22 protein-coding genes and 1 pseudogene are annotated in these 25184 nt (G+C 73.1%); 12 read left to right on the forward strand and 11 right to left on the reverse strand.

Annotated features, from left to right (window positions below; all coding sequences use genetic code 11):
• The first annotated feature begins 115 nt into the window (after positions 1–115).
• Positions 116–1333 (forward strand): NADP-dependent isocitrate dehydrogenase, encoded by a 1218-nt coding sequence (locus O7618_RS30270; RefSeq protein WP_278109540.1) that lies wholly within the window; start codon positions 116–118, stop codon positions 1331–1333.
• 333 nt (positions 1334–1666) lie between these two features.
• On the opposite strand, the gene galT is transcribed toward O7618_RS30270, so the two are convergent.
• From galT to O7618_RS30290, 4 genes are all read right to left on the reverse strand, one after another.
• Positions 1667–2740, reverse strand: a complete 1074-nt coding sequence (gene galT / locus O7618_RS30275; RefSeq protein WP_278109541.1) for a galactose-1-phosphate uridylyltransferase — start codon at positions 2738–2740, stop codon at positions 1667–1669.
• Positions 2737–3525, reverse strand: a complete 789-nt coding sequence (locus tag O7618_RS30280) for a DeoR/GlpR family DNA-binding transcription regulator (RefSeq protein ID WP_278109542.1) — start codon at positions 3523–3525, stop codon at positions 2737–2739. Before O7618_RS30280 ends, galT begins: the two co-directional genes overlap by 4 nt.
• 135 nt (positions 3526–3660) lie before the next feature.
• Positions 3661–5190, reverse strand: a complete 1530-nt coding sequence (gene cysC / locus O7618_RS30285; RefSeq protein WP_278109543.1) for an adenylyl-sulfate kinase — start codon at positions 5188–5190, stop codon at positions 3661–3663.
• Positions 5191–5301: 111 nt separating this feature from the next.
• Positions 5302–5868, reverse strand: coding sequence for a DM13 domain-containing protein (locus tag O7618_RS30290; RefSeq protein WP_278109544.1), 567 nt, complete (start codon positions 5866–5868; stop codon positions 5302–5304).
• A gap of 143 nt (positions 5869–6011) precedes the next feature.
• Here O7618_RS30290 and O7618_RS30295 point away from each other — a divergent pair, with 143 nt between their 5' ends.
• Genes O7618_RS30295 through O7618_RS30315 form a run of 5 tightly spaced genes read left to right on the forward strand, consistent with a single transcriptional unit; the run spans position 6012 to position 10060 of the window.
• Positions 6012–6926, forward strand: a complete 915-nt coding sequence (locus O7618_RS30295) for an ABC transporter ATP-binding protein (RefSeq protein ID WP_278109545.1) — start codon at positions 6012–6014, stop codon at positions 6924–6926.
• Positions 6919–7797 carry an ABC transporter permease gene (locus O7618_RS30300; RefSeq protein WP_278109546.1) on the forward strand — a complete coding sequence of 293 codons (879 nt, stop codon included), beginning with the start codon at positions 6919–6921 and terminating at the stop codon, positions 7795–7797. The genes O7618_RS30295 and O7618_RS30300 overlap by 8 nt, the downstream gene beginning before the upstream one ends.
• Positions 7794–8753 (forward strand): ABC transporter ATP-binding protein, encoded by a 960-nt coding sequence (locus O7618_RS30305; protein ID WP_278109547.1) that lies wholly within the window; start codon positions 7794–7796, stop codon positions 8751–8753. Before O7618_RS30300 ends, O7618_RS30305 begins: the two co-directional genes overlap by 4 nt.
• Complete coding sequence (locus O7618_RS30310) at positions 8753–9463, forward strand: ABC transporter permease subunit (RefSeq protein ID WP_278109548.1); 711 nt, start codon at positions 8753–8755, stop codon at positions 9461–9463. The genes O7618_RS30305 and O7618_RS30310 overlap by 1 nt, the downstream gene beginning before the upstream one ends.
• A 60-nt stretch (positions 9464–9523) precedes the next feature.
• Positions 9524–10060 (forward strand): hypothetical protein, encoded by a 537-nt coding sequence (locus tag O7618_RS30315; protein ID WP_278109549.1) that lies wholly within the window; start codon positions 9524–9526, stop codon positions 10058–10060.
• Positions 10061–10106: 46 nt separating this feature from the next.
• Here the strand turns inward: O7618_RS30315 and valS are convergent, their stop codons facing one another.
• Both valS and O7618_RS30325 read right to left on the reverse strand, forming a co-directional pair.
• Complete coding sequence (valS, locus tag O7618_RS30320) at positions 10107–12671, reverse strand: valine--tRNA ligase (RefSeq protein ID WP_278110202.1); 2565 nt, start codon at positions 12669–12671, stop codon at positions 10107–10109.
• Positions 12672–12955: 284 nt separating this feature from the next.
• On the reverse strand, positions 12956–13249 hold the full coding sequence (locus O7618_RS30325; protein WP_278109551.1) for a hypothetical protein: 294 nt from the start codon (positions 13247–13249) through the stop codon (positions 12956–12958).
• A 195-nt stretch (positions 13250–13444) separates the two neighbouring features.
• Between O7618_RS30325 and O7618_RS30330 the strand changes: the two genes are divergently transcribed.
• Together O7618_RS30330 and O7618_RS30335 are read left to right on the forward strand one after the other, a co-directional pair.
• The gene (locus O7618_RS30330; RefSeq protein ID WP_278109552.1) at positions 13445–14212 is read left to right on the forward strand and encodes a DUF5753 domain-containing protein; all 768 of its coding nucleotides are present in this window, start codon (positions 13445–13447) and stop codon (positions 14210–14212) included.
• A complete protein-coding gene (locus O7618_RS30335) occupies positions 14209–14403 on the forward strand; it encodes a DUF397 domain-containing protein (RefSeq protein ID WP_278109553.1) in 195 nt (64 codons plus the stop codon). The genes O7618_RS30330 and O7618_RS30335 overlap by 4 nt, the downstream gene beginning before the upstream one ends.
• Positions 14404–15324: 921 nt before the next feature.
• Here the strand turns inward: O7618_RS30335 and O7618_RS30340 are convergent.
• Genes O7618_RS30340 through O7618_RS30355 form a run of 4 tightly spaced genes read right to left on the reverse strand, consistent with a single transcriptional unit; the run spans position 15325 to position 21061 of the window.
• Positions 15325–17262, reverse strand: coding sequence for an ABC transporter ATP-binding protein (locus O7618_RS30340; protein WP_347405399.1), 1938 nt, complete (start codon positions 17260–17262; stop codon positions 15325–15327).
• Positions 17259–19073, reverse strand: coding sequence for an ABC transporter ATP-binding protein (locus O7618_RS30345; protein ID WP_278109554.1), 1815 nt, complete (start codon positions 19071–19073; stop codon positions 17259–17261). The genes O7618_RS30340 and O7618_RS30345 overlap by 4 nt, the downstream gene beginning before the upstream one ends.
• A 36-nt stretch (positions 19074–19109) precedes the next feature.
• The gene (locus tag O7618_RS30350) at positions 19110–19622 is read right to left on the reverse strand and encodes a methylated-DNA--[protein]-cysteine S-methyltransferase (RefSeq protein ID WP_278109555.1); all 513 of its coding nucleotides are present in this window, start codon (positions 19620–19622) and stop codon (positions 19110–19112) included.
• Complete coding sequence (locus O7618_RS30355) at positions 19619–21061, reverse strand: AlkA N-terminal domain-containing protein (RefSeq protein WP_278109556.1); 1443 nt, start codon at positions 21059–21061, stop codon at positions 19619–19621. The genes O7618_RS30350 and O7618_RS30355 overlap by 4 nt, the downstream gene beginning before the upstream one ends.
• Positions 21062–21303: 242 nt before the next feature.
• On the opposite strand from O7618_RS30355, the gene O7618_RS30360 reads away from it, so the two are divergent.
• On the forward strand, positions 21304–21768 hold the full coding sequence (locus tag O7618_RS30360; RefSeq protein WP_278109558.1) for a hypothetical protein: 465 nt from the start codon (positions 21304–21306) through the stop codon (positions 21766–21768).
• Positions 21769–21860: 92 nt separating this feature from the next.
• Here the strand turns inward: O7618_RS30360 and O7618_RS30365 are convergent.
• Positions 21861–22679 (reverse strand): annotated as a pseudogene (locus O7618_RS30365) (EamA family transporter); the annotation flags it as partial.
• Between the two features lie 93 nt (positions 22680–22772).
• On the opposite strand from O7618_RS30365, the gene O7618_RS30370 reads away from it, so the two are divergent.
• From O7618_RS30370 to ychF, 3 genes are read left to right on the forward strand one after another with little or no spacing between them, the layout of a single operon-like run.
• Positions 22773–23291: a MarR family transcriptional regulator gene (locus tag O7618_RS30370; RefSeq protein ID WP_278109559.1), complete on the forward strand. Its 519-nt coding sequence runs from the start codon at positions 22773–22775 to the stop codon at positions 23289–23291.
• A gap of 30 nt (positions 23292–23321) precedes the next feature.
• A complete protein-coding gene (locus O7618_RS30375) occupies positions 23322–24074 on the forward strand; it encodes a peptidase E (RefSeq protein ID WP_278109560.1) in 753 nt (250 codons plus the stop codon).
• Positions 24075–24094: 20 nt separating this feature from the next.
• On the forward strand, positions 24095–25180 hold the full coding sequence (gene ychF / locus O7618_RS30380) for a redox-regulated ATPase YchF (protein ID WP_278109562.1): 1086 nt from the start codon (positions 24095–24097) through the stop codon (positions 25178–25180).
• Positions 25181–25184 lie beyond the last annotated feature (4 nt).

The following is a 25184-nucleotide window of genomic DNA, read 5'->3' on the forward strand; positions in this document are numbered from 1 at the left end:
GTGCGTCAGCGGCATCCGGGAAGGATGCCACCACGAGGCCGGCTGGGGCGCCCCGGGCGGTTTCCAGTACGCTCGTACTGCTTGAGCACGTGTCCCCCGAGAGGAGCGCCGGCCGATGGCGAAGATCAAGGTAAACAACCCGGTCGTGGAAATCGACGGCGACGAGATGACCCGGATCATCTGGAAGCAGATCCGGGAGCAGCTGATCCTGCCCTACCTCGACGTCGACCTGCACTACTACGACCTGTCGATCCAGTACCGCGACGAGACCGACGACCAGGTCACCGTCGACGCCGCCAACGCCATCAAGGAGCACGGCGTCGGCGTCAAGTGCGCCACCATCACCCCGGACGAGGCCCGGGTGGAGGAGTTCGGCCTGAAGAAGATGTGGCGGTCGCCGAACGGCACCATCCGCAACATCCTCGGCGGCGTGGTCTTCCGCGAGCCGATCATCATGTCGAACGTGCCGCGGCTCGTCCCGGGCTGGACCAAGCCGATCATCATCGGCCGGCACGCGCACGGCGACCAGTACAAGGCCACCGACTTCGTGGTCCCCGGCCCGGGCAAGGTCACCATCACCTACGCCCCGGCCGACGGCTCCGCGCCGATGGAGATGGAGGTCGCCGACTTCCCCGGCGGCGGCATCGCCATGGGCATGTACAACTTCGACGAGTCGATCCGGGACTTCGCCCGCGCCTCGTTCCGCTACGGCCTGGACCGCAACTACCCGGTCTACATGTCGACCAAGAACACCATCCTCAAGGCGTACGACGGCCGGTTCAAGGACATCTTCGCCGAGGTGTTCGAGGCCGAATTCAAGGCCGAGTTCGACGCCGCCGGCCTGACCTACGAGCACCGGCTGATCGACGACATGGTCGCCGCCGCGCTCAAGTGGGAGGGCGGTTACGTCTGGGCCTGCAAGAACTACGACGGTGACGTGCAGTCCGACACCGTCGCCCAGGGCTTCGGCTCGCTCGGCCTGATGACCTCGGTGCTGCTCTCCCCGGACGGCCGTACCGTCGAGGCCGAGGCCGCGCACGGCACGGTGACCCGGCACTACCGGCAGTACCAGAAGGGCGAGAAGACCTCGACCAACCCGATCGCGTCGATCTACGCCTGGACCCGTGGCCTGGCCCACCGGGGCAAGCTGGACGGCACCCCGGCGGTCACCGAGTTCGCGAACACGCTGGAGAAGGTCATCGTGGAGACCGTCGAGGGCGGCCAGATGACCAAGGACCTCGCGCTGCTCATCTCGCGGGACGCTCCGTGGCTGACCACCGACGAGTTCATGAACGCGCTCGACGAGAACCTGGCCCGCAAGCTCGCGGCCTGACGCGCAAGGAAGGGCCCCTTCTTAACGCCTGGCGTTGTAGAAGGGGCCCTTCTTAACACCTCAGAGCCCGTGCGGGCCGGCCCGGCGACACTCGACTGGCGTGACTTCGCTCGGTGCGCCCTCGTTGACTCTGGTGGACGAGATGCCAGTCGCGTCCAGGAAGGTCGGCCGCGATCACGCGCCGATCAGCCGACCTTCGTGGCTGCTGAGCGCAGCCAGCCGTCCCTTTCTGCGGGGGGCCCTGTCCCGGGCCCCCCGCGCCCTCACGCCTTGCGCCGATGGTTGAGAAGGGGCCCTTCCTCTACCGGAGGCGTTAAGAAGGGGCCCCGCCTTTCACGCGGTGCGCAGCAGTTCGGCGGCGCGCTCCGGGGCGATGTCGTTGATGAACACGCCCATGCCGGACTCGGAACCGGCCAGGTACTTCAGCTTGTCCTTCGCGCGCCGGACGCTGAACAACTGCAGGTGCAGGTGGCCCAGTTCCCGGTCGACGCGCACCGGCGCCTGGTGCCAGGCGGCGATGTAGGGCATCGGCATGTCGAACAGCCCGTCGAAGCGACGCAGCAGGTCGAGGTAGAGCGGGCCGAAGGCGTCGCGCTCGGCGTCGTCGAGCGCCGGGATGTCCGGCACCGGGCGGTGCGGGGCCACGTGCACCTCGAACGGCCAGCGGGCCGCCGCCGGCACGTACGCGGTCCAGTGTTCGTTGCTCGCCACCACCCGGTCGCCGGCGGCCCGCTCGGCGGCCAGCACGTCGGCGTAGAGGTTGCCCCCGGTGCGCTCGGCGTGCCGCCGGGCGGCGGCCAGCAGGCTCCGGGTCCGCGGCGTGACGAACGGGTACGCGTAGATCTGGCCGTGCGGGTGGTGCAGCGTCACCCCGATCTCCACACCCCGGTTCTCGAACGGGAACACCTGCTCCACGCCGGGCAGCTCGCTCAGCGCGGCGGTGCGGTCGGCGAGCGCGTCCAGCACGGTGCGCACCCGCAGCGGGGAGAGGCGGGCGAAGGACGCGTTGTGGTCGTCGGTGAAGCAGACCACCTCGCATCGGCCGAGCCCGGGCCGGACCGGGGTGAACGGCGTGATCTGGGCCGGCTCGTCGGCCGGGCGTTGGCTCAGCGACGGGAACCGGTTCTCGAAGACGACCACGTCGTAGTCGGGCGCCGGGATCTCGCTATGCCGGTCGGCGCGGGAGGGGCAGAGCGGGCACTGGTCGGCGGGCGGCAGGAAGGTGCGGGTCTGCCGGTGCACCGCCACCGCCACCCACTCGTCGGTCAGCGGGTCGTGGCGCAGTTGGGAGGCGGGCGGCGGTGGGGGCAGGTCCCGTCGGTCCGGCTGGTCGCGCACCGCGTCGTCCCGCTCGTCGAAGTAGATCAGCTCACGGCCGTCGGCCAGCTCGATCTGCGTACGCTTCACTCCGCCCCCTTCGTCGCCGGCACCGTCACCAGCTCACCGACCCTGTCCTCGAGTACCCGCCGCGCGTCGGGTGTCAACCGGTCGTCGGTGACCAGCACGTCCGCCGCGTCCAGGCCGACGATGGAGGAGATGCCGACCGTGCCCCACTTGGTGTGGTCGGCGAGCACCACGAGCGCGTCAGCGGCGGCCACCAGCGCCCGGTTCGTGTCCGCCTCCATCAGGTTGGGGGTGGTGAACCCGGCCCGCTCACTGATCCCGTGCACGCCGAGGAAGAGCAGGTCCAGGTGGAGCGCGGCGATCGCGGCCACGGCCAGCGGGCCGACCAGCGCGTCCGACGGGGTGCGGACCCCGCCGGTGAGCACCACGGTCTGGTCGGGCCGGCCGCCGACGTGCAGGATCTCGGCCACCGGCAGCGAGTTGGTGACCACCGTCAGGCCGGGCACGTCCACCAGCCTGCGGGCCAGTTCCGCGGTGGTGGTGCCGGCGGAGAGCGCGATCGCGGCGCCGGGGCGGACCAGCCGGGCGGCGTGCTCGGCGATGGCCGACTTCTCCGCGGACTGGCGCACCGACTTGGCCCGGAAGCCGGGCTCGTCGGTCGAGCCGGGCCCGGCGAGCGTCGCCCCGCCGTGCACCTTGGCGAGCAGCCCCTGCTCGTGCAGCGTCTCCAGATCCCGCCGGATGGTCATGTCGGAGACGCCGAACTCGGCGGCCAGGTCGGTGACCCGGACCCCGCCGGCGGCGCGGACCCGTTCCAGGATGGTCGTCTGCCGCTGTCGCGCCAGCATCCCCGCCTCGCCTCCCGAGCGTCACCGACCGTGTGAACGCGGTCGAACGTGTTCCAACAAAGACGAACACTACCGCGCAGGAGAAGTGGACGCGAGGTGGGACGACGACGGTCGGCGGGTCGGCGCCGGGGAGGATCAGGCCGGCTGGAGGCGGGGCTCCACCCAGCCGGTCTCGCCGAGGTGCTCCATCACCCGCTGCACCGCCTCGTCGACGGTCAGGTCCGAGGTGTCCACCACCAGGTCGGCGTCGGTGGGCTCCTCGTACGGGTCGTCGATGCCGGTCATCCCGGTGATCAGGCCGGCCCGGGCGCGGGCGTAGAGGCCCTTGCGGTCGCGCCGCTCACAGACGGCGAGCGGGGTCGCCACGTGGACCAGCAGGAAACCGGCCCCGGCCGCCTGCGCCATCTCCCGGGCGGTGGCCCGGGCGGCCGCGTACGGCGCGATCGGGCAGCAGATGCCGACGCCCCGGTGCCGGGCGATCTCGGCGGCCACCCAGCCGATCCGGCGCACGTTGAGGTCGCGGTCGGCCTTGCTGAAGCCCAGCCCGGCGGACAACTCCCGCCGCACCACGTCACCGTCGAGCAGCGTGATGGTCCGGTCGCCCTGCTCCCGCAGCACGTCCGCCAGGCCCCGGGCGATCGTCGACTTGCCCGAGCCGGAGAGCCCGGTCAGGAAGATCACCAGCCCGCGGTGCCGCCGGGGTGGGCGGGCCCGGGCCAGCTCCCGGGCCACCGCGGGCGGCGTGTGCCACTCGGGCAGCGGGAAGCCCCGGTCGAGCAGGTCGTCGATCTCCTCCCGGCTGAGCGCCAGCCGACGGTTGCGCGGCGGGATGTCCTCCCGCCAGCGCCACTGCCCGTCCCGGTTGTCGTACGCCAGCTCGCGCGGCACCAGCACCCGCAGGCCGGCGCCGGAGAGCATGCCCTCGGTGGAGAGCAGGTGGGTCACGCCGTAGGCGGCGGCCACCCGCGCCCGCAGCAACGCGTCGCTGATCTCGTCGGGCCGCCGGGCCAGCGGCACCGCCACCAGCGTGGCCGGCGGCATCCGGTCGCGGGCCGCGAACACGCTGCGCACCAGTGCCTCGGCCGGCAGGCCACCGGTCGACTCCTCGCCCACCGGAATGAGCACCAGCAGGTGCGCGCCGAGCGTACGGGCCGCGTGCGCGATCTGCGCCAACTGCGGGCGGTGCAGCGGGCGGTCGGCGAAGACGCCGAGCACCCGGCCCGGCGGCAGCAGCCCCCGCACCTCGTCCGGGCTGCGCCGCAGGCGCTGGAACGGCCCGTGGCCGCCGTCGCCCAACCGGCGTACCGCGCCGCCCACACCCACCGTGCCCTCGCGGGCCGGCCACACGTCGGTCACGTCCATGGCCGCCACCGGGGCGCCCTCGCCGTCGGTGAGCACCAGCGCCCGACGGGCCGGGTCGGTCAGCTCCAGCCCGTCCGCGAGCGCGGGCGGCACCTGGAGCGTCACCGGCACCGGCCACGGCGTGCCGTCGGCGAGCCGGCCGCGCCGGGCCAGCGCGGCCAGGTCCGCCCGGGTCATGAAGCCGGTCAACGGCGCGTACGCCCCGGTCAGCAACAACTCGAGATCGGCCAGCTCAGCGGGCCTGGGCGCGTACGACGGCGCATCCCGCAGAACATCCTCGGGCAGGATCCACCCGTTGCTCATCGAACCCCCAACTCGCCGGCCGGCACACAGTTTCGCAGCCCACCAGCGATCGGTCGAGAGCGCCACTCCACCTCCCGGCCACGCCGCTGTCGGCCGGCCGTCGCCGGTCGCTCAGCCGGCGGGGGCCAGCGCCGCCGCGCCGAACGAGACGGCGAACCGTTCGCACCAGATCGAGACGCTGGTCAGCCCGGTGAGATCGGTTCCGGCGGGAATCGGGTACGCCTGGTCGCCCCGGTTGCCCTTGAGCGGACCGAGCGCCACGTGCCGGCCGTCGTCGAAGACATGCCACCCGGACGGACCGGTCCGAACCGGCTGGTCGGTCAGCCAGACCTGAAGATCCGGGCCGTTGGAGGTGTCCAGCCCGACCAGCTCCAGCCGGTGCCGCCCGTCGGCGGTGCGGACGATCCGCGCGGCGCCCCTGGTCTCGTGCTCGTGGCTGACGAAGGAGCCGCCGCCGACCAGCACCGGGCCGGCCGGCGTCGACGCGGGTACGGCCGACGACGCCGGGCCGGACGGCGACAGCGCCGGCGCGGACGGCACCGCCACCAGCTCCTCGTGCACCTCGGTGTCGGTGACCAGCTTCCAGGGCTGGAACCAGTAGAGCGCGGTCGCCGCGCCGAGCGCGAGGACGGCGACGGCGACCCAGGTCAGCGGGGCGCGCAACAGACGCATCGGCATGCGTCGAGTCTCCCGGGCGCCGGCCGCCCGGTCACCGGTCCGGCCGCTTACGGAAGCCTTACCGGCGGCCTACGGGCGGAATCAGGGACATCCCCGAGCGTTTCCCGGTGCACCGGCGAGCCCTCGCTTCCTAGGCTGGCAGCGTGACACTGCTCGCGACCGAGTCGCTGACCAAGACGTACGGAGGCCGGGTCACCGCGTTGGCCGACCTCACCGTGTCGGTCGAGCCCGGGATCATCGGGCTGGTCGGTGCCAACGGCGCCGGCAAGTCCACCCTGATCAAGATCCTGCTGGGTCTGCTCCCGCCGACCACCGGCCGGGTGCGGGTGCTCGGCCTCGACCCCACCACCGACCCGGCCGCGGTCCGCGCCCGGGTCGGCTACATGCCCGAGCACGACGCCCTCCCGCCGGACCTGTCCGCCGCCGAACTGGTCACCCACCTGGGCCGGATGAGCGGGCTGCCGCGCACGGTCGCCCGGGAACGGGCCTCCGAGGCGCTGCGCCACGTCGGCCTGCACGAGGAGCGGCACCGAGCGGTCGGTGGCTACTCCACCGGCATGAAGCAGCGGGTCAAGCTCGCCCAGGCCCTGGTGCACGACCCGGACCTGCTGCTGCTCGACGAACCCACCAACGGCCTCGACCCGGCCGGCCGGGACGCGATGCTCGCCCTGATCCACCGGATCGGCACCGAGTTCGGCATCTCGGTGGTGGTCTGCTCGCACCTGCTCGGCGAGGTGGAGCGGATCTGCGACACGCTCGTCGCGATCGACGGCGGCCGGCTGCTGCGCGCCGACCGGGTCGCCGCCATGACCACCGCCACCGACGTGCTCGCGGTCGAGGTGAGCGAGGGCACGGAGGAGTTGGCCGCCCGGCTGGCCGCGCTCGACCTGCCGGTGTCCCGCGACGGGCGACTGCTGCTCGTCCCGCTCGCCGACGACCACACCTACGACCTGATCCTCGGCGCGGTGGCCGAGCTGGACCTGCCGTTGCACCGGCTGGACCAGCGGCGGCACCGGGTGGCCGAACTCTTCGCCCCGAGGGAGCCCAGCCATGCCTGAAGCCACCGGCGTCATCCACGACATCGGCTACCAGCGCTACACCGGCCCCCGGCTGGGTCGCCGGCAGGTCTTCGGCGCGCTCTACGGCCACGGTCTGCGTACCGTCTTCGGGCTGGGCCGCAGCGCCAAGGCGAAGATCTTTCCCTGGCTGGTGGTGGCCGTGGTCACCGTGGTGGCCGCCGGGCTGACCGCGGTGCGCAGCCAGATCGGCCAGGTGGTGCTGACCTACGCCCAGTTCGCCGACGCGATGAGCTGGCTGGTCATCTTCTTCGTCGCGGTGGCCGCGCCCGAGCTGGTCTCCCGCGACCTGCGCAGCGGCGTGCTGCCGCTCTACTTCTCCCGGCCGCTGCCGCGCGGCGACTACGCGCTGGCGAAGCTGCTGGCGCTCGTCACGTCGCTCTGGCTGCTGCTCGGTGGCCCGCAACTGGTGATGTTCCTGGGCGCCGCGTTCACCACCTCCCGGGGCATGCGCGGGGTGTGGGACGAGCTGCTCGACCTGCTGCCCGGGCTGCTCTACGCCGGCTTGTGGGCGGTGGTCTTCGCCTCGATCGCGCTGCTCGTCGCCTCGCTCACCGGCAAGCGCGCCTTCGCCGCCGGCGGCATCGTGGCGGTGTTCCTGATGACCACGCCGGTGGTCGGCGTGCTGAACATCATGCCCTCCCGGACGGTGAACGAGCTGTCCTTCCTCGCCTCCCCGTCGACGCTCGTCGGCGGCGTGGGCAACTGGGCGCTCGGCGACAAGCTGACCCAGGGGCGCGGCGGCATGCCGATCGGCGACTTCGGCCCGGTCTACGCCGTGGTCGCCGTCCTGCTGGTCGCCGCCTGCGTCAGCCTGCTGCTCCTGCGATACCGGAAGGTGGCCGCCCGATGACGGCGCTGCACACGCAACCGGCGGCCGACGTGCCCGCCGCGACGACCAGCACCCTCGACCTGGCGGGCGTCTCCCGCTGGTACGGCAACGTGGTGGCGGTCAACGACGTCACCATGCGGCTCGGCCCCGGCGTGACCGGCCTGCTCGGCCCGAACGGCGCCGGCAAGACCACGCTGCTGCACATGATGGCCGGGTTCCTCGCCCCGTCCCGGGGCACGGTGACGCTGGATGGGGAGCCGACCTGGCGCAACCCCGGCGTCTACCGGCGGCTCGGCCTGGTCAGCGAGCGGGAGGCGGTGCACACCTTCCTCAGCGCGTACGAGTTCGTGCTGGCCAGCGCGAAGCTGCACCGGTTGCCCGACCCGGAGGCGGCGGCCCGGCGGGCGATCGAGCTGGTCGAGATGGAGAGCGCGCAGGGCCGGCGGATCGGCACCTACTCCAAGGGCATGCGGCAACGCACCCGGGTGGCCGCCGCGCTGGTGCACGACCCGCAGGTGCTGCTGCTCGACGAGCCGTTCAACGGGATGGACCCGCGGCAGCGGCTGCACATGATGGCGCTGCTGCACCGCCTCGGCGACGCCGGCCGGACCATCCTGTTCAGCTCGCACATCCTGGAGGAGGTCGAGCAGGTCTCCGGCACGGTCCAGGTGATGGTCGCCGGCCGGCTGGCCGCGTCCGGCGACTACCGCACCATCCGCCGGTTGATGACCAACCGGCCGCACGTCTTCACGGTGCGCTCCACCGACGACCGGGCTCTGGCGGTGGCGCTGATGGCGGAGACCTCGGTCTCCGGCGTCGAGCTGGGCCGCGCCGGGCTGACCGTGCAGGCCGGTGACTACGGCGCGTTCACCCGGGCGCTGCCCAGGATTGCACTCCGCCACGACATCCGGGTCCGGCAGTTGCTGCCGGAGGACGAGTCGCTGGAGAGCGTCTTCTCGTATCTGGTGGAGGCCTGATGTCCACAGTCACCTGGATCACCGCCCGCGGCCTGTTCGGTCGCAGCCGGTTCCTCATGCTCCTGCCGTTGCCGCTGATCCTGATCGGCCTGGCGGTGCTCTGCCGGTCGCTCGGGGTGGACCCCGGCCAGTGGGGGCCGCCGGTGCTCGTCGGCCTCGGCCTCGCGGTGGTGCTGCCGGTGGTCGCCCTGATCGTGGGCACCGGCGTGCTCGGCGCCGAGATCGACGACGGCACCGTGGTGCACATCCTCACCAAGCCGCTGCCCCGCTGGCAGATCGTGCTGCCGAAGCTCGCGGTGGCGGCCGTGGTCAGCGCCGTCACCGTCGGCATCCCGCTCTACGTCGCGGGCGTGCTCGCCGACTCGGTACGCCTCGGGCTGGCCCTGGTCGCCGCGTCCGCGGCGGGTGCGCTCGCCTACTCGGCGCTGTTCCTGGCGCTCAGCCTGGTGAGCCGGCGGCCGGTGCTGCTCGGCCTGGTCTACGTGTTGATCTGGGAGGGTCTGCTCGGCCGGTTCGTCAACGGCACCAAGGTGCTCTCGGTCCAGCAGTGGGTGATCGCGTTGGCCGACCGGATGGCCCCCACGTCGCTGCTCGGCACCACGGTCTCGGTGTCCGTCGCGGCCGTGCTGACCGCCCTGGTGGCGGTCGGTTTCACGGTGCTGGCGATCGACCGGCTCCGGTCGTTCAGCGTGGCCGGCGAGACGAGCTGAGCCGGGCGGGACCCCGGCCCCGCGCGCTACGGCGGCGGAAAGGGGTCCCGCCCGACCTCCGTGGTTCTGTTACGTTGCGGCGGCGACAACACCAGACACGGGGAGAACAATTTCCGTTCCGCTCGACACGCCCTGCTGGCTCCGGCCGCGGCGGCGCTGATCATCATGTCCGGCTGCACCACCGACGGTGACGACACGTCGGTGGCCGAGCCCGCCGGATCGTCCGCGCCGGCCGCGTCGACGCCGACCGCGTCGTCGGTGTCACCCGCCCCGGTCGGTCTCGACGAGGCCACCCGGACCACCTGCGCCGCCGCCGAGAAGGACATCAAGGCGGCCCTGAAGGAGGTGGCCGAGGCGGAGAAGATCGGCCCGCCGGCCGGGCACTCCGCGGTGAGCGCGCAATACTCCGCCGGCGCGGCGACCCTGTACACGCACGCGTTCACCAGTAGCGACGAGGTCAACGGCGCGGTGAAGGCGGTCGCGACCGAGATGGGCGACCTGGCCGACACCTGGGCCGAGGCGCCGAAGAAGGCACCGAGCAAGGCGGATCTCGCCGCCGCCCAGGGCAAGCTCAAGACGGCCTGCGCGGCCGGCTAGCCCGCCGGGACGGGCGGTCGGCGTCTGCCGGCCGCCCGTCCCGTCCTCAGAACGCGCAGGCGATGACCAGCTCTCCGGTGCGGTCGGGAAGCAGGTCGAGCTTCGCGATCCGCCCCGCCGCTCGCAGGTCGTCGGCCACGGTGGTGAGCTGGTCGAGCACCGCCGCCGGCCCGAGCGCCTCGGCCAGCGGCACGTCCGCCTTCATCGACAGCTTCCGTTCCGACTTGGCCCGGCGCACCTGCCCCAACGCGTCGGCGGCCAGCCGCAGCAGCTCCGGGTCACCGGGCACGGCCATCGCGCGGCCCACCTCGTAGGTGGTCGGCCACGTGGAGCGGTGCACCGAGCCGTACCGCCACCAGGACCAGACCTCCTCGGTGACGAACGGCAGCACCGGGGCGAAGAGCCGCAACTGCACCGACAGCGCGGTCGCCAGCGCCGCCCGGGCCGAGTCGGCCGCCGGGCCGGAGCCGTAGGCGCGCTCCTTCACCAGCTCGATGTAGTCGTCGCAGAACCGCCAGAAGAACGCCTCCGTGGCCATCAGGGCGGCCGTGTGGTCGTACCCGTCGAGGGCGGTGGTCGCGGTGGCGACCACGCCGGACAGTTCGGCGAGCATCGCGGTGTCCAACGGTTGCGTCACCGGCGCCCGCAGCGCGTCGGCGGCGCCCAGCCCGAGCGCGAACCGGGACGCGTTGAGCACCTTCGTGGCCAGCCGGCGACCCACCTTGACCTGGGCCGGGTCGAAGGCCAGATCCATGCCCGGCTTGCCGTTGGCGGCCCAGTAGCGCACCGCGTCGGAGCCGTGCTGCTCCAGCAGCCCCATCGGCGTGACCACGTTCCCCTTGGACTTGGACATCTTCTTGCGGTCCGGGTCGAGGATCCAGCCGGAGAGCACCGCCGTGCGCCAGGGCAGCACGCCGTGCTCCAGATGGGCCCGGACCACGGTGGCGAACAGCCAGGTGCGGATGATGTCGTGCCCCTGCGGGCGCAGGTCCATCGGGAAGACCCGGCGGTGCAGGTCCGGATCGGTCTCCCAGCCGCCGACGATCTGCGGGGTCAGCGACGAGGTGGCCCAGGTGTCCAGCACGTCCTGCTCCCCGGTGAAACCGCCGGGGACGTCGCGCTGCGCCTCCTGGTAGCCGGGCGGCGGCTCGCTGCTCGGGTCGATCGGCAACATCGCCTCGTCCGGTGTGAGAGGGTGGGTCCAGTCCGGTTCGCCAGTGTCGTCGAGCCGGTACCACACCGGCACCGGCACGCCGAAGAACCGCTGCCGGCTGACCAGCCAGTCACCGGTGAGACCGCCCACCCAGTGCTCGTAGCGGTGCCGCATGTGCTCCGGCACCCAGCGCAGCTCGCGCCCCCGGGCCAGCAACTCCTCGCGCAGGTCCGCGTCCCGGCCACCGTTGCGCAGATACCACTGCCGGGTCGAGACGATCTCCAACGGCCGGTCGCCGCGCTCGTAGAACTTCACCGGGTGGGTGATCGGGCGCGGCTCGCCGACCAGGTCGCCCGCGTCGGCCAGCAACTCCACCAGGGTCCGCCGGGCGCCGTTGACCGTCTGCCCGGCCAGCGCCGCGTAGGGCCCGGCCGGCACCCCGGCCGGCGGCTCCGGCAGCAGCCGACCGTCCCGGCCGATCACCACCCGGGTGTCCAGCCGCAGCTCCCGCCACCAGGTCACGTCCGCCAGGTCACCGAATGTGCAGACCATCGCGATGCCCGTGCCCTTGGCCGGGTCCGCCAGCGGGTGCGCGCGCACCGGCACCTGGACCCCGAAGACCGGGGTACGCGCGGACGCGCCGACCAGGTCGCCGTAGCGCTCGTCGTCCGGGTGACAGACCAGCGCCACGCAGGCCGGCAGCAGCTCCGGCCGGGTGGTGTCGATCAGCACCTCGCGCCCGCCCGGCCCGGTGAACCGCAGCCGGTGGTAGGCGCCCGGCCGCTCCCGGTCCTCCAGCTCCGCCTGGGCCACCGCGGTGCCGAAGCCCACGTCCCAGAGCGTCGGCGCCTCCGCCTGGTAGGCCTCGCCCCGGGCCAGGTTGCGCAGGAACGCGCGCTGGCTGGCCGCCCGGGCCGCCCGCCCGATCGTGGTGTAGGTCAGCGACCAGTCCACCGACAGGCCGAGCCGGCGCCACAGCGCCTCGAAGACCTTCTCGTCCTCCACGGTCAGCGTCTCGCACAGCTCGATGAAGTTGCGCCGGGAGATCGCGGTCGGGTTCTTCCGCGCGTCGTCGCCGACCGGGGCGGCCGGCGGCCGCCAGTCCCTGCCGTACGGCAGCGCCGGGTCGGGGCGCACCCCGTAGACGTTCTGCACCCGGCGTTCGGTGGGTAGCCCGTTGTCGTCCCAGCCCATCGGGTAGAACACCGTCCGCCCGCGCATCCGCTGGAACCGGGCCACCGTGTCGGTGTGCGTGTAGGAGAAGACGTGCCCCATGTGCAGCTCACCCGACACGGTCGGCGGCGGGGTGTCGATGGAGTAGACGTCCGACCGCTCCTTCGACCGGTCGAACGCGTACGTGCCGTCGGACTGCCAGCGGCGGGACCAGGTCTCTTCGAGTCCGTCCAGGCTCGGACGCTCGGGGACCCCGGCGCGGGCCGTCCTCGTCGTGTCGGTCATCTGCCGATGGTAGGCAGGTGCACCGGACCGCTCCACGGCTTTCGCGGGCCAGCCGACGAACCGGGCGAACAGCGCTTGCGGTGACGGTGCCTCGTTCGGGTTGAGGCGGTGCAGGTCGGTCGCCGCTTCGTAGAGCTGCCCGCACAGGTAGACCGACATGCCCACCCGATCATCCGCGTACTCGGCGACCAGGGCCAGGCGGGCGACCGCGCACGGCCATGGCTGGGCGCAACGCTTGCAGAGCCAGATCGGGCGTAACGGCAGGTGCGGGCGGCCGGCGCCGCTCATGCCCGCACCGACGCCTTGCCGCGGGGCGGGCGACGGCTGGAAGGCACTGCCCGAGTGGGAGCAGTGAGCCAGCGCAGCCCAGCGGGCTGTACGAACAGTTCCCGCTTGGCGACCGCCTCTCCCGCGACGTTCAGCGCGTAAGCCTCGATCCAGGTCCAGCCGTCGTAGCAGTGCCGGTCGGTGATCTCTCGAATGACGCGGACGATGATCGGACGGACGAACTGGACGCTTGCGGAGCGGGCCAGGTGCAAGACGTCTCCGCCCTTGATCAAGCCAGTGGTCGCCGGCATCCTTCCCCTTCCGTTGCTGGGAAGGGGCCGTCCCTGGCTGCTCGGCCACGGACGGCCCCGGGCAGTGCTCCCGCCGGAAATCGGGCCTCCCCCGGGTAGCACCGCTCATCTGCCACCCTGCCGAGAGCGACGGGATCAGTACACAGCGTGCATGTATGGTGCCGAGATATCCGGGGCGTCCATAGGGGAGGCGGGATGAACCACGTACTCCAAGCGGCGATGGCCGCGGCCGGTGAGACAGCCGAGAGCCTTGCAGCTCAGACCGGCGTAGACCCGAAGACGGCGGCGCGTTGGATCTCCCCGGGACGTGTGCCGCAACCACGCCGACGCGCGCAGCTGGCCGCACTCCTTGGCCGGGACGTGGGGGACCTATGGCCCGATGTCCTGAAGCGACGTGAGCCCCAGTGGCTGCGCGAGTGGGTCGACTGGGAACGGGAGGCCGTAGCCCTCCGCTGGTTCGAGCACTGCTGGATACCTGGCCTGCTTCAGACCGAGTCGTACGCGCGGGCGACGCTTGCCGGTGAGGCGCTGACCTCGGCGGAGGTGGACGAGCTGGTTGCCTCACGCATCGAGCGGCAAGCCATCCTGCGCCGGGAGTGCCCACCCCTGTACGTCGCCGTCATCTTCGAAGGGGTGCTGTACCAGTCGGCGTACGGCGATCGTGAGCTGATGCGCGAGCAGGTCGAGCACCTTGCCCGCTGCGCAGCTCTCCCCATGGTGCAGGTGCACATCGTGCCGAGGGGGGTTGGCATGTATCCAGGGCTCGGCGGGGGCTTCATCATCGCCGAGCTACCCAGCGGTGAGCATGTCGCGCACGTCGACAGTCAGGGGCCGGCGCAGATCGTAAATGAGGCTGCGCCCGTTGCTACGCTCAGTCGCAGGTGGGAGCGCATCAGGGGTGAAGCCCTCTCCCGCAACCAGTCTCTAGACCTGATCAGAGAAGCGGCAGGATCATGGACATGACCGGTGCGCAGTGGCGCAAGAGCACGAAGAGCGGCAACAACGGTGGCTCATGTGTCGAGATCGCCGACAACCTTCCCGGCGTCGTCCTGGTCAGGGACACAAAGGACCGCGACGGCGGAACGCTGACCTTCGGGCCGGCATCCTGGCGGGGCTTCGTCAACCTGGCCAAGAAGATCGGCCCCTCGGGCTGACCAAGGACCAAGAGCAGCCCCGGCACCCATCAGGATGCCGGGGCTGCTTCGTGTCGGGGTACGTGAGAAATGGTTATCACCAGCCGCCCTGTTGCATCGAACGTACGAACAGCCGTCCGATATGGTGTCTCCGGCGCACGACATTAAACCCGAACTACTCCCTGAGAAGCAGGCCGGCGCGCCCGTCCTGACGCTAGCGGGGGACGGACCCCCGACCTCTGAATCTCAGGGAGCGTGGCGAGTGACGACGCGCCGAAAGGGACCTTCGGGCCCCATGAGGTACCGACCGACCAGCACCAATCGGTGGCGGGAGGTCACGGAGTGGGCGGCACTGATACTCAAAGTGCTTGCCTACGCCGCAGGGCTCGCGGTGACGGTAGCCAGCCGGGGATGCGGGCCCAACTGACCAACCGTCAGCCAACCCCACATCCCCACCCGAGGAAGGTAAGGCCCCTCGCCCGGCTCCCATACCTGTGGCGGGGGGTACTTCCTGTGCTGTGCTGTCGTGCACGGTCTCGTTCGGTCGTGCACGGTCTCACTCTGTCTCAGACGATACACAACACGGAAGAATGCCAAGCGGCGATGTAGCGCCATTTTTCTGCGCCGTGTAGCGAGTATGCGAGCTTGCTCGTCTAGTTAGCGACGCCTTCTCGCCGCCTATCGTCGTGTCCGGAAGTCTCCGCAGAGCTTGATAGGGCCGTGACCTCCGATATTTCCGGGGTCGGGACATGCAAACTGCGGAGCTTCACTCCCGGTGAGGTGGCCAACTGCATCTCAGGACGGTAGGGGCGGGAACCGTGGCCCGAATCTTGAGATGCGTAAAGATCTTGGTATGAAAGTGCCCCTATGGGGGCCATTTCGTACCAAGATCGCCTCGCGCCTCGCGCCTCGCGCCTCGCGGACGATCGGCCTGAGACGCGTTCAGAGCAGCGAGTCGCGCCACTGGCGGTGCAGCGCGGCGTAGCGGCCCCCGGCGGCGGCCAGGTCGGCCGGCGAGCCGTCCTCGACGATCCCGCCCGCGTCCAGCACCAGCACCCGGTCGGCGATCTCCACAGTGGAGAGCCGGTGCGCGATCACCAGCGCGGTGCGGTCACGCAGCACGTTCCGCAGCGCCCGCTGCACCAGGCGTTCGGTCGGCACGTCGAGCGACGACGTGGCCTCGTCGAGGATCAGCACCCGGGGGTCGGCCAGGAACGCCCGGGCGAACGCGACGAGCTGCCGCTGCCCGGCGGAGAGCCGGCCGCCACGCCGGTGCACGTCGGTGGCGTACCCATCGGGCAGCGCGGCGATGAACTCGTGCGCGCCGATGGCCCGCGCGGCGGCGACCACCGCGGCGTCGTCGGCGTCCGGGCGGCCGAACCTGATGTTCTCCGCCACGGACCCGCTGAACAGGTGGGTCTCCTGGGTGACCAGCACCACCGCCCGGCGCAGCTCGGCGTCGGCCAGGTCGCGCAGGTCCACACCGTCGAGGCGGACCGCGCCGGCGTCCGGGTCGTGGAACCGGGCCAGTAGCTTGGCCACTGTGGACTTGCCCGCACCGGTCGGCCCGATCAGCGCGACCGTCTGCCCCGCCGGCACGGTCAGCTCCAGGCCGGACAGGATCGGCGTCTCCGGACGGTAACCGAAGGAGACCGAGCGGAAGTCCACCGCGCCGCGAGGCGGCCCGGCGGGCAGCGGCGCCGGCCGGGCCGGCTCGGCCACCGCCGGCCGCTCGTCGAGCACCCCGGCCAGCTTCTCCAGCGCCGCGGTCGCCGACTGGAGCGAGTTGTAGAACTGGCTCAACTCCTCCATCGGCTCGAAGAACCGCCGCAGGTAGAGCAGGAACGCGGCGAGCACGCCCACCTCGGTGTGGCCGCCCAGCACCCGCCAGCCCCCGTACGCGAGCACCGTCGCGGCGGTGAGGTTGCCGATCAGCCGGATGCCGGGGGAGTAGACCGCGATCAGCCGGAACGCGCGCAGGCTGGCCCGCCGGTAGTCGTCGTTCACCGCGTCGAAGATGCGCTGGTTGCGGGTCTCGCGGCGGAACGCCTGCACCGCCCGGATCCCGCGCAGCGACTCGACGAAGTGCACGATGACCAGCGCCACCGCCTCCCGGGTGCGCCGGTAGGCCCCGGCCGACGCCCGGGCGAACCAGCGGGACAGCCAGAACAGGAACGGGAACGCGAACAGGGTGACCGCGGCCAGCGGCAGGTCCAGCCAGAGCAGGATGCCCGCCACCGACAGCACGGACAGCACGGCCATGACCAGCCGGTCGATCCCGCCGTCGACCAGCTCGCCGATCGACTCCAGGTCGCTGGTCAGCCGGGACACCATCCGACCGGACGTGTAACGCTCGTGGAAGCCGACGTCGAGCCGCAGGAAGTGCGCGTAGACCCGGCGGCGCAGGTCGAGCAGGACGGCCTGGCCGATCCGGGCGGCGAGGGCGAGGAACGCGCGCCGGGCCGCGTACTCGACGGCGGTGGCCACCACGAAGGCGGCGGCCACCGCGACCAGCGGGCCCGCGTCGCCGGCCCGCAGCGGACCGATGCCCCGGTCGATGCCGAGCATGACCAGGTACGGACCGGCCATCGCGGCCGCGTTCTGGGCCAGCAGCAGCGTCACGGCCAGCCCGAGCGGGCGCCGGTGCGGGCGGAGCAGTTGCCGCAGCAGGAGCCGGCTACGGGCGCGGAGCCGGGTCACCGCCGCGGGTGACGAGTCCTCGGCGCGGCTTCGGTCGGCGTCCGGGTCGGTGGCCCGCCCTCGCCACCGGGACAGGTCGCCGTCGGGCTCGGGCTCGTCGGTGCCGGCGTGGCGCGGGGCGGCGGCACGTCCGTTGGACGCGCCACCCCGCGGCAGGACGCGTGGGGCGCGCCAGGTCACGAGCGCACCAGGCCGACGCCGCCGGCACGGCGCTCCGGCTCGGCGGAGAGCACCGCCCGGTAGGCCGGCACTTCCGCCAGCATCTCCGAGTGGGTGCCGACGGCGACGATCCGGCCGCCCTCCATCAGCGCCACCCGGTCGGCGAGCGCCACCGTGGAGGGTCGGTGCACGACCAGCAGCGCCGTCGTGTCCCGCAGCACCCGTCTAAGCGCCGCCTCGACGAGTGCCTCGGTGTGCACGTCGAGCGCGGAGAGCGGGTCGTCGAGGACCAGCAGCGCGGGCCGCCCGAGCACGGCCCGGGCCAGCGCCAACCGCTGCCGCTGGCCGCCGGAGAGGGACAGTCCCTGCTCGCCGATCCGGGTGGCCAGCCCCCACGGCAGCTCGTACGCGAAGTCGGCCTGTGCCAGCGCCAGCGCGGCCCGGACCTCCTCGTCGCCGGCGTCCGGCCGGCCCAGGGTGAGGTTCTCCCGGACCGACATGGAGAACAGCGTCGGTTCCTCGAAGGCCACCCCGACCAGCCGGCGCAGCGAGCCGAGCCGCAGGTCGCGCAGGTCGTGCCCGTCGAGCGTGATCCGGCCGCCGGTTACCTCGTGCAGTCGAGGGACCAGCGAGAGCAGCGTGCTCTTGCCGCACCCGGTGGCGCCGACCAGGGCGAGCGTCTCGCCCGGTTCGAGGGCGAGATCCAGCTCGTGCAGCACCGGGGTGGGCGCGCCCGGGTAGCGGAAGCTCACCCGCTCGAACCGGAGCCGGCCATGGACCTCGCCTCGTCGCAACGGCCGGGCGTGCGGCGCGTCCACGATGGTCGGCGGCGTGTCGAGCACCTCCTGGATCCGGTCGGCGGCGGTGGCGGCCTCCTGCCCGTTGGCGATGATCCAGCCGAGCGACTGCACCGGCCAGATCAACATGAGCTGGAGGCTGACGAAGGCGACCAGTTGCCCGATGGTGAGCGCGCCCCCGGCCACGGCCGCGGCGCCGGCCACCAGGACCGCGCCGAGCGTCAGGTTGGGCACCAGGTCGAACAGCGCGGACGTGCGGGCCAACAGCCGGGCCTTGCCGACCCCGGTGTCGTGCAGCCGGTGGGCGCCGGCGGTGAACCGGGCGGCCAGCTCCGGGCCGCGCCCGTACGCCCGCATGGTGCGCAGGCCCTGCGCCGTCTCCTCGACGAGCGTGGCGACGTCGCCCTGCTGGTCCTGCATGCGGCGGGACGCCGCATGGTAGTGCCGGGCGAACCGGCGGCTGATCAGGAACAGCGGCACGGCGCTGGCCGCGACCAGCAGCCCCAGCCACGGGTGCAGCCGGATCAGCAGCACCACCACCGCGACGTAGGTGATCAGGTTGAGCACCAGGAAGAGCAGGCCGAAGGAGAGGAACCGGCGGATCACCGAGAGGTCGCTGGTGATCCGGGAGAGCAGTTGGCCGGACTGCCAGCGGTCGTGGAAGCCGGCCGGGAGGCGTTGCAGGTGCGCGTAGATGTCGGCCCGGATGGCCGCCTCCATGCCGACCGAGGAGGAGGACTGCGTCCAGCGCCGGATGAAGATCAGCACCGCCTCGGCGAGCCCGAGCAGCAGCGCGAGCATGCCGAGGCGGAGCAGCCCGGCCTCGTCGTGCCGGGCGACCGGGCCGTCCACCACCCGCTGCACCACCAGCGGGACGGCCAGGCTCGCCGCGGTCGCGGCCAGCGCCGCGACCAGGAGCCAGGCGAACTCCGCCGCGTATGGGCGCAGGTAGGGCCGCAGCCGCCAGAGGTTGCGCAGCGGCTGGGACCGGGCGTCGGGTGGCGCCGCGGGATTGCCGTCGCTGGGCGCGGGCACCAGCCGACGGTAGCGGCCCGGTGCGACGGTGCGGGGTCAGCTAGCCGTCACCCGTCCCTCATGCCCGAGAAGCCACTTCTTCACGTCCAGCCCCCAGCGGTAACCGCCGAGCGTGCCGTCGGTGCGCAGCACCCGGTGGCAGGGGACGAAGAGCGCGGCGGCGTTGCGCGCGCAGGCCGCCGCGGCGGCGCGGACCGCGGCCGGCCGACCGGCCAGCGCGGCGAAGCCGGTGTAGGTCACCGGGTCGCCCGGCGTGACGTCGCGCAGCACCCGCCAGGCGTGCGCCAGGAAGCGCCCATCGGTGTGCTGCTCCACCTCGACCGCGTCGATCGCGGCCAGGTCACCGTCGAGGTAGGCCCGGACGGCGGCGGTCACCGGGCCGAGGTCGGTCCGCTGCCGCAGGTCGCCGCGCAGGCTGAGGTGCGCCAGCGGCACCAGCGTCGCCGGGTCGGCGGTGAAGCCGGCGGCGCGCACCGCCCCGGAGGGACCGGCGAGCACGCTCAGCGGGCCGGCGGGCGTGTCGATGACGGTGCTGTCCAACGTGGTCATGCCGCTCTCCAGAGTCGGATCGTCGCGTAGGACCGCCAGGGGCGCCAGCGGTCGGCGTGGGCGTGCAGGGTCTTCGGGTCGTCGGGCAGGCCGAGCGCGGCGGCGCCGCGGCGGACGCCCAGGTCGGTGGCGAGCACGACGTCGGGGTCGCCGAGCGCGCGCATGGCCAGGTAGCCGGCGGTCCACGGCCCCACCCCGGGCAGCGCGGAGAGCTGCCGCACCGCCTCCTCCCGGTCGCCGCCCGGCTCCAGGTCCAGTTCGCCGTCGGCGATGGCCCGGGCCAGCGCCCGGATCGTCTCCCGCCGGGCACCGGGCATCCGGAACGCGGCATCCGGCGCCGCGAGCACCTCGGCCGGGCTCGGGAACGCCCGTAGCCCGCCGTCGGCGGCCGCCGCGTCGGCGCTCCGGACGGCGGCGAGCAGGTGGCCGAGCGTGGTCCGGGCGGAGCGGAGCGAGACCTGCTGGGTGGTGACGGCACGGACGGTCATCTCGAAGCCGTCCACCGCGTGCGGGAGCCGGACCCCCGGCTCGGCGGCGACCGCCGGCGCCAGGGCCGGATCGGCGGCCAGGGCGGAATCCACCGCGACCGGGTCGGCGTCGAGGTCGAGCAGGCGGCGGCAGCGGGCCACCGCGGGGGCCAGGTCGCGCATGTCGGCCAGCCGTAGGGTGGCGGCCACGTGCCCGTCGGCCGGGGTCAGCGCCACCGCGCCGGGCCCGTGCGGCAGGCGCAGGCCCCGGTGGTACGTCCCGTCGCCGACCTTCTCGACGCCGGGCAGCGCGCGCAGCGCGAGGAAGTCGAGCAGCGCGCCCGCGTGCAGCGGCGGCCGATGAGCCAGGCGCAGCGAGAGGGTGCCCGCGCCGTCGGCCGCCGGTCGGCTGCTCCGGCCGGCCCGCAGCTCGGACGGGGTGGTGCCGTAGACCTCGCGGACCGTGTTGTTGAACTGCCGCACGCTGCCGAAACCGGCGGCGAAGGCCACCTCGGCGAGGCCGAGCCCGGTGGTCTCGACCAGGATCCGGGCGGTCTGCGCGCGCTGCGCCCGGGCCAGCGCGAGCGGACCGGCGCCCAACTCCGCCCGGAGCATCCGGTGCAGGTGCCGCTCGGTGTAGCCGAGCCGGGTGGCCAGCCCGGGCACGCCGTCGCGGTCGACCACGCCGTCGGCGATCAGCCGCATCGCGCGACCGACCAGGTCGGCCCGGGCGTCCCAGAGCGGGGAGCCCGGCGCGGCGTCGGGCCGGCAGCGGCGGCAGGCCCGCAGCCCGGCACCCTGGGCGGCGGCGGCGGACGGGAAGAACCGGACGTTCTGCCGTTTCGGCGTCATCGCCGGACAGGACGGCCGGCAGTAGATCCCGGTCGAGGTGACACCGGTGTAGAACCAGCCGTCGAACCGCGGGTCGCGGCTGTCGACGGCCCGGTAGCACCGCTCGAAGTCCAGTTCCATGACACCGATCCTGCCTCGCAGGTCGAACGCTCGGCTGGCGGGATTCGGACGTGACGTGCGGCAGCGCCGCCAGCTCGGGGAGGTGGCGGTTTCCCGGGTCCCCGGATGCCGCCACCGCGGCGAGGTGGCGTGGATCTTGGCGACCGACCCGGGAAACTGTCGTAAGTGGTCGGTACCGTCCCGCCACCAACTCAAGAAAAGGTGCGTGGCATGGCGAGCGTGGCCGGGCGGGGTGTCCGCTGATGCGATCGGGGCGAGCGCGCATCGACGCCGCGGTGGTGCAGGGCTTCTACGACCGGATGCGGGCGGTGGCGCCGGCCGCCTACGGCGCGATCGAGCGGGACCGGGTCGGCGACCCGGGGCGACCCTTCCCCGACACCGCCTGCGGCCGGCTGGTCGGCTCGCTCGACCCCGCCGGGCTGCGGGCGCTGGGCATGTGGGCGCACCACTGGTGCATGCGGTTCTACGACGACGACACCCGGGCCGGGGTGCGGTTGGTGCGGGAGATCGCCGCCCGGTCCGGCCTCGGCTGGACCGTCGACGAGGTGCGCTGGCTGCTCGACCGCTCCCACGAGGCCGGGCCCGCCGTCGCGCACCGGTTCGCGCTGCCGCTCGCCGCCGCCGCCGAGCTGCCGCCCGACGGGGTGGCCGACGCGGTGGCCGACGACGCCCGGCCCGACGGGTGGCGCCGGCTGCGGGCCGGCTGAGGGGGCGACACCCCGACCTCGGGTCCAGCGGCCGGCGCGCCGGGCCGGCCGCCGGTCGCGGTCCGGTCCGGAAGCTGGCCGAGCACCAGGGCGGCGACGGCCACCGCGAAGCCGGCGAGCTGGACCGGCCCGAGCGCCTGGCCGAGCACCAGCCACCCCAGCGCCGCGGCGGTCAGCGGGCTGAGCGCGCCGAGCATCGACACCTGCGCCACCGGGAGCCGAGCCGCGCCCCGGAACCACAGCACGTACGCCAGCGCGGTGCCGACCAGCCCGAGCCACGCGTACCCGAGCAGGGCCGGTCCGTCGGGCGCGGGCGGTGCGCCCTCGACGGCGGCGGCGACCGGCACGATCAGCAGGCCGCCGGCGACAAGCTGCCAGCTGGTGGCCGCCAGCGTGCCCACCCCCGGCGGTCGGCCCCAGCGGCGGGTGAGCACCAGCCCGGTGGCCATGGCCGCGGTGCCGGCGAGGCCGGCGGCGACGCCGAGCGGGTCGAGCCCGGCGCCGGGCCGCAGCACGACCAGCGCGACGCCGGCCGGGGCGGCCACGGCGGCGAGCAGCGCGGGGCGGCCCGGCCGGTCCCGGAGCAGGGTGACGGTGAGCACCGCGACCAGCAGCGGCTGGGCGGCGCCGAGCACCGCCGCGGTGCCGCCGGGCAGCCGGTAGGCGGCGAGGAAGAGCAGCGGGAAGAACGCCCCGATGTTGAGCGTGCCGAGCAGGGCGGCCCGCCCCCACCAGATGCCGTGCGGTCGGCGGCGGGTCAGGGCCAGCAGCAGCAGGCCCGCCGGCAAGGCCCGGATCGCCCCGGCCCAGAGCGGGCGGTCGGCGGGCAGCAGTTCTGCGGTCACCAGATAGGTGGTGCCCCAGGTGGCGGGCGCGAGCGCGGTGAGCGCGACGTCGGTCCGGCGGGTCATCACGGCCTCTTTCTATGACACTAAGTATCTTAGCCCTAAGCCACTTGGTGTCGAGTAAAAGCGGAAGGGCGAGGTACGGCACAATCGACAGCCGTGGCAACGGACGAGGTCGACGCGATCGTCGAGCAGTGGCGTCGGGAACGGCCCGGCATGCGGCCCGAGCCGATGGCGGTCTTCGGTCGCATCTACCGGCTGGCCCGGCTGGTCGGCGACCGCCAGGAGAAGGTGTACGCCGGCTGGGGCATCGGTCGGGGCGAGTTCGACGTGCTCGCCGCGCTGCGCCGCGCCGGCGCGCCGTACACCCTCGCGCCGAAGGCGCTCACCGCCACGCTGATGCTCACCTCCGGCGGGATGACCGGCCGGCTCGACCGACTGGAGCGGGCCGGGTTGGTGCGGCGCGCGCCCGACCCGGCCGACCGGCGGGCGCTGCGGGTCAGCCTCACCGACGCCGGCCGCCGGGTGGTCGAGGAGTCGGCGGAGGCCGGGCTGGAGGTGCAGCGCCGGATCCTCGACGCGCTGCCCCCCGCCGAGCAGGACCGGCTGGCCGACCTGCTGCGGACGCTGCTCGCCGCCGCCGAGGCGGCGGAACCGGCGCCGGACGGGGCACAATGATCTCGACAGCCACCGGCCGGAAGGACGCCCGTGCCCGCCTCTGAACCGACGATCGTCGCCACCAGCATGGGCTACTTCAGCCGGCGCCGGGGCCCGTGGGACGCCCGGCCCAGCCAACTCTTCGAGCACATGGCCGAACTGGCGCAGGCCGGCGACGCGCCCCGGGTCTGCTACCTCGGCCAGGCCGTCGGCGACCAGCCCACCGGCCTCACCGTGTTCTACGGCGCGTTCGCGAACACCCGGTACCGCGCGTCGCACCTGGCGCTCTTCCCGATGCCCACCGTCGACGACGTCCGGGCGCACCTGCTCGCCCAGGACATCATCTGGGTCGGCGGCGGCAGCGTGGCGAACCTGTGCGCGGTGTGGCGGGTGCACGGCCTGCCGGAGATCCTGCACGAGTGCTGGCAGGCCGGCGTGGTGCTCGGCGGCGTCTCCGCCGGCTCGATCTGCTGGCACACCGGTGGCGCGACCGACAGCTACGGCCCCGACCTGCGGGCCTTCACCGACGGGCTGGGCTGGCTCCCGTACGGCAACGGGGTGCACTACGACAGCGAGGAGCAGCGCCGGCCGCTGATGCACCGGCTGGTCGCCGACGGGACGCTGCCGACCAGCCACTGCACCGACGACGGCGTCGGGCTGGTCTACCGGGGCACCGAGCTGGCCGAGGCGGTGGCCGACCGGCCGGACGTGGCCGCGTACGAGCTGGTGCGCGCCGAGGACGGCACGGTGCGGGAGACCCGGATCGAGCCCCGGCTGCTGCCCGCCGGGCCGGACGGCCGGTAGACCGCGTAAGCTGGCTCGTCGTGAGTCTCACCATCGGCATCGTCGGCCTGCCCAACGTGGGCAAGAGCACCCTGTTCAACGCGCTGACCAAGAACGACGTGCTCGCGGCGAACTACCCGTTCGCCACCATCGAGCCGAACGTCGGCGTGGTCGGGCTGCCCGACGACCGGCTGGGCAAGCTGGCCGAGATCTTCTCCTCGCAGAAGGTGCTGCCGGCGCCGGTCTCGTTCGTCGACATCGCCGGCCTGGTCCGGGGCGCGTCCAAGGGGCAGGGCCGGGGCAACGCGTTCCTGGCCAACATTCGCGACGCCTCGGCGATCTGCCAGGTGGTGCGCGCCTTCTCCGACCCGAACGTGGTGCACGTCGACGGCAAGGTCTCCCCGGCCGACGACATCGAGACGATCAACACCGAGCTGATCCTGGCCGACCTCCAGACGCTGGAGAAGGCGCTGCCCCGGCTGGAGAAGGAGGCCAAGCTCCGTAAGGACCGGGCCGCCGCGGTCGAGGCCGCGAAGAAGGCCGCCGAGGTCCTGGACCAGGGCGTCACGTTGTACGCGGGCGCGGCCGCCGCCAAGGTCGAGCTGGAGCACCTGCGCGAGCTGCACCTGCTCACCACCAAGCCGTTCCTCTACGTCTTCAACGTCGACGAGGCCGAGCTGGGCAACGCCGAGTTCCTCGACGAGCTGCGCGGCCTGGTCGCGCCCGCCGAGGCGGTCTTCATGGACGCCAAGATCGAGTCGGAGCTGGTGGACCTGCCCGAGGACGAGGCCCGCGAGCTGCTGGAGTCGATCGGGCAGTCCGAGCCGGGTCTGAACCAGTTGGTCCGGGTGGGCTTCCGGACGCTCGGGCTCCAGACGTACCTCACCGCCGGCCCCAAGGAGGCGCGGGCCTGGACCGTCCCGGTCGGGGCGACCGCGCCGGAGGCCGCCGGGGTGATCCACAGCGACTTCCAGCGCGGCTTCATCAAGGCCGAGGTGGTCTCCTACGACGACCTGGTCACGGCCGGCTCGATGGCGGCGGCGAAGGCCGCCGGCAAGGTCCGGATCGAGGGCAAGGAGTACGTCATGCAGGACGGCGACGTGGTGGAGTTCCGCTTCAACGTCTGAACCC

This window comes from Micromonospora sp. WMMD980 (assembly GCF_029626035.1).
GTDB lineage: Bacteria > Actinomycetota > Actinomycetes > Mycobacteriales > Micromonosporaceae > Micromonospora.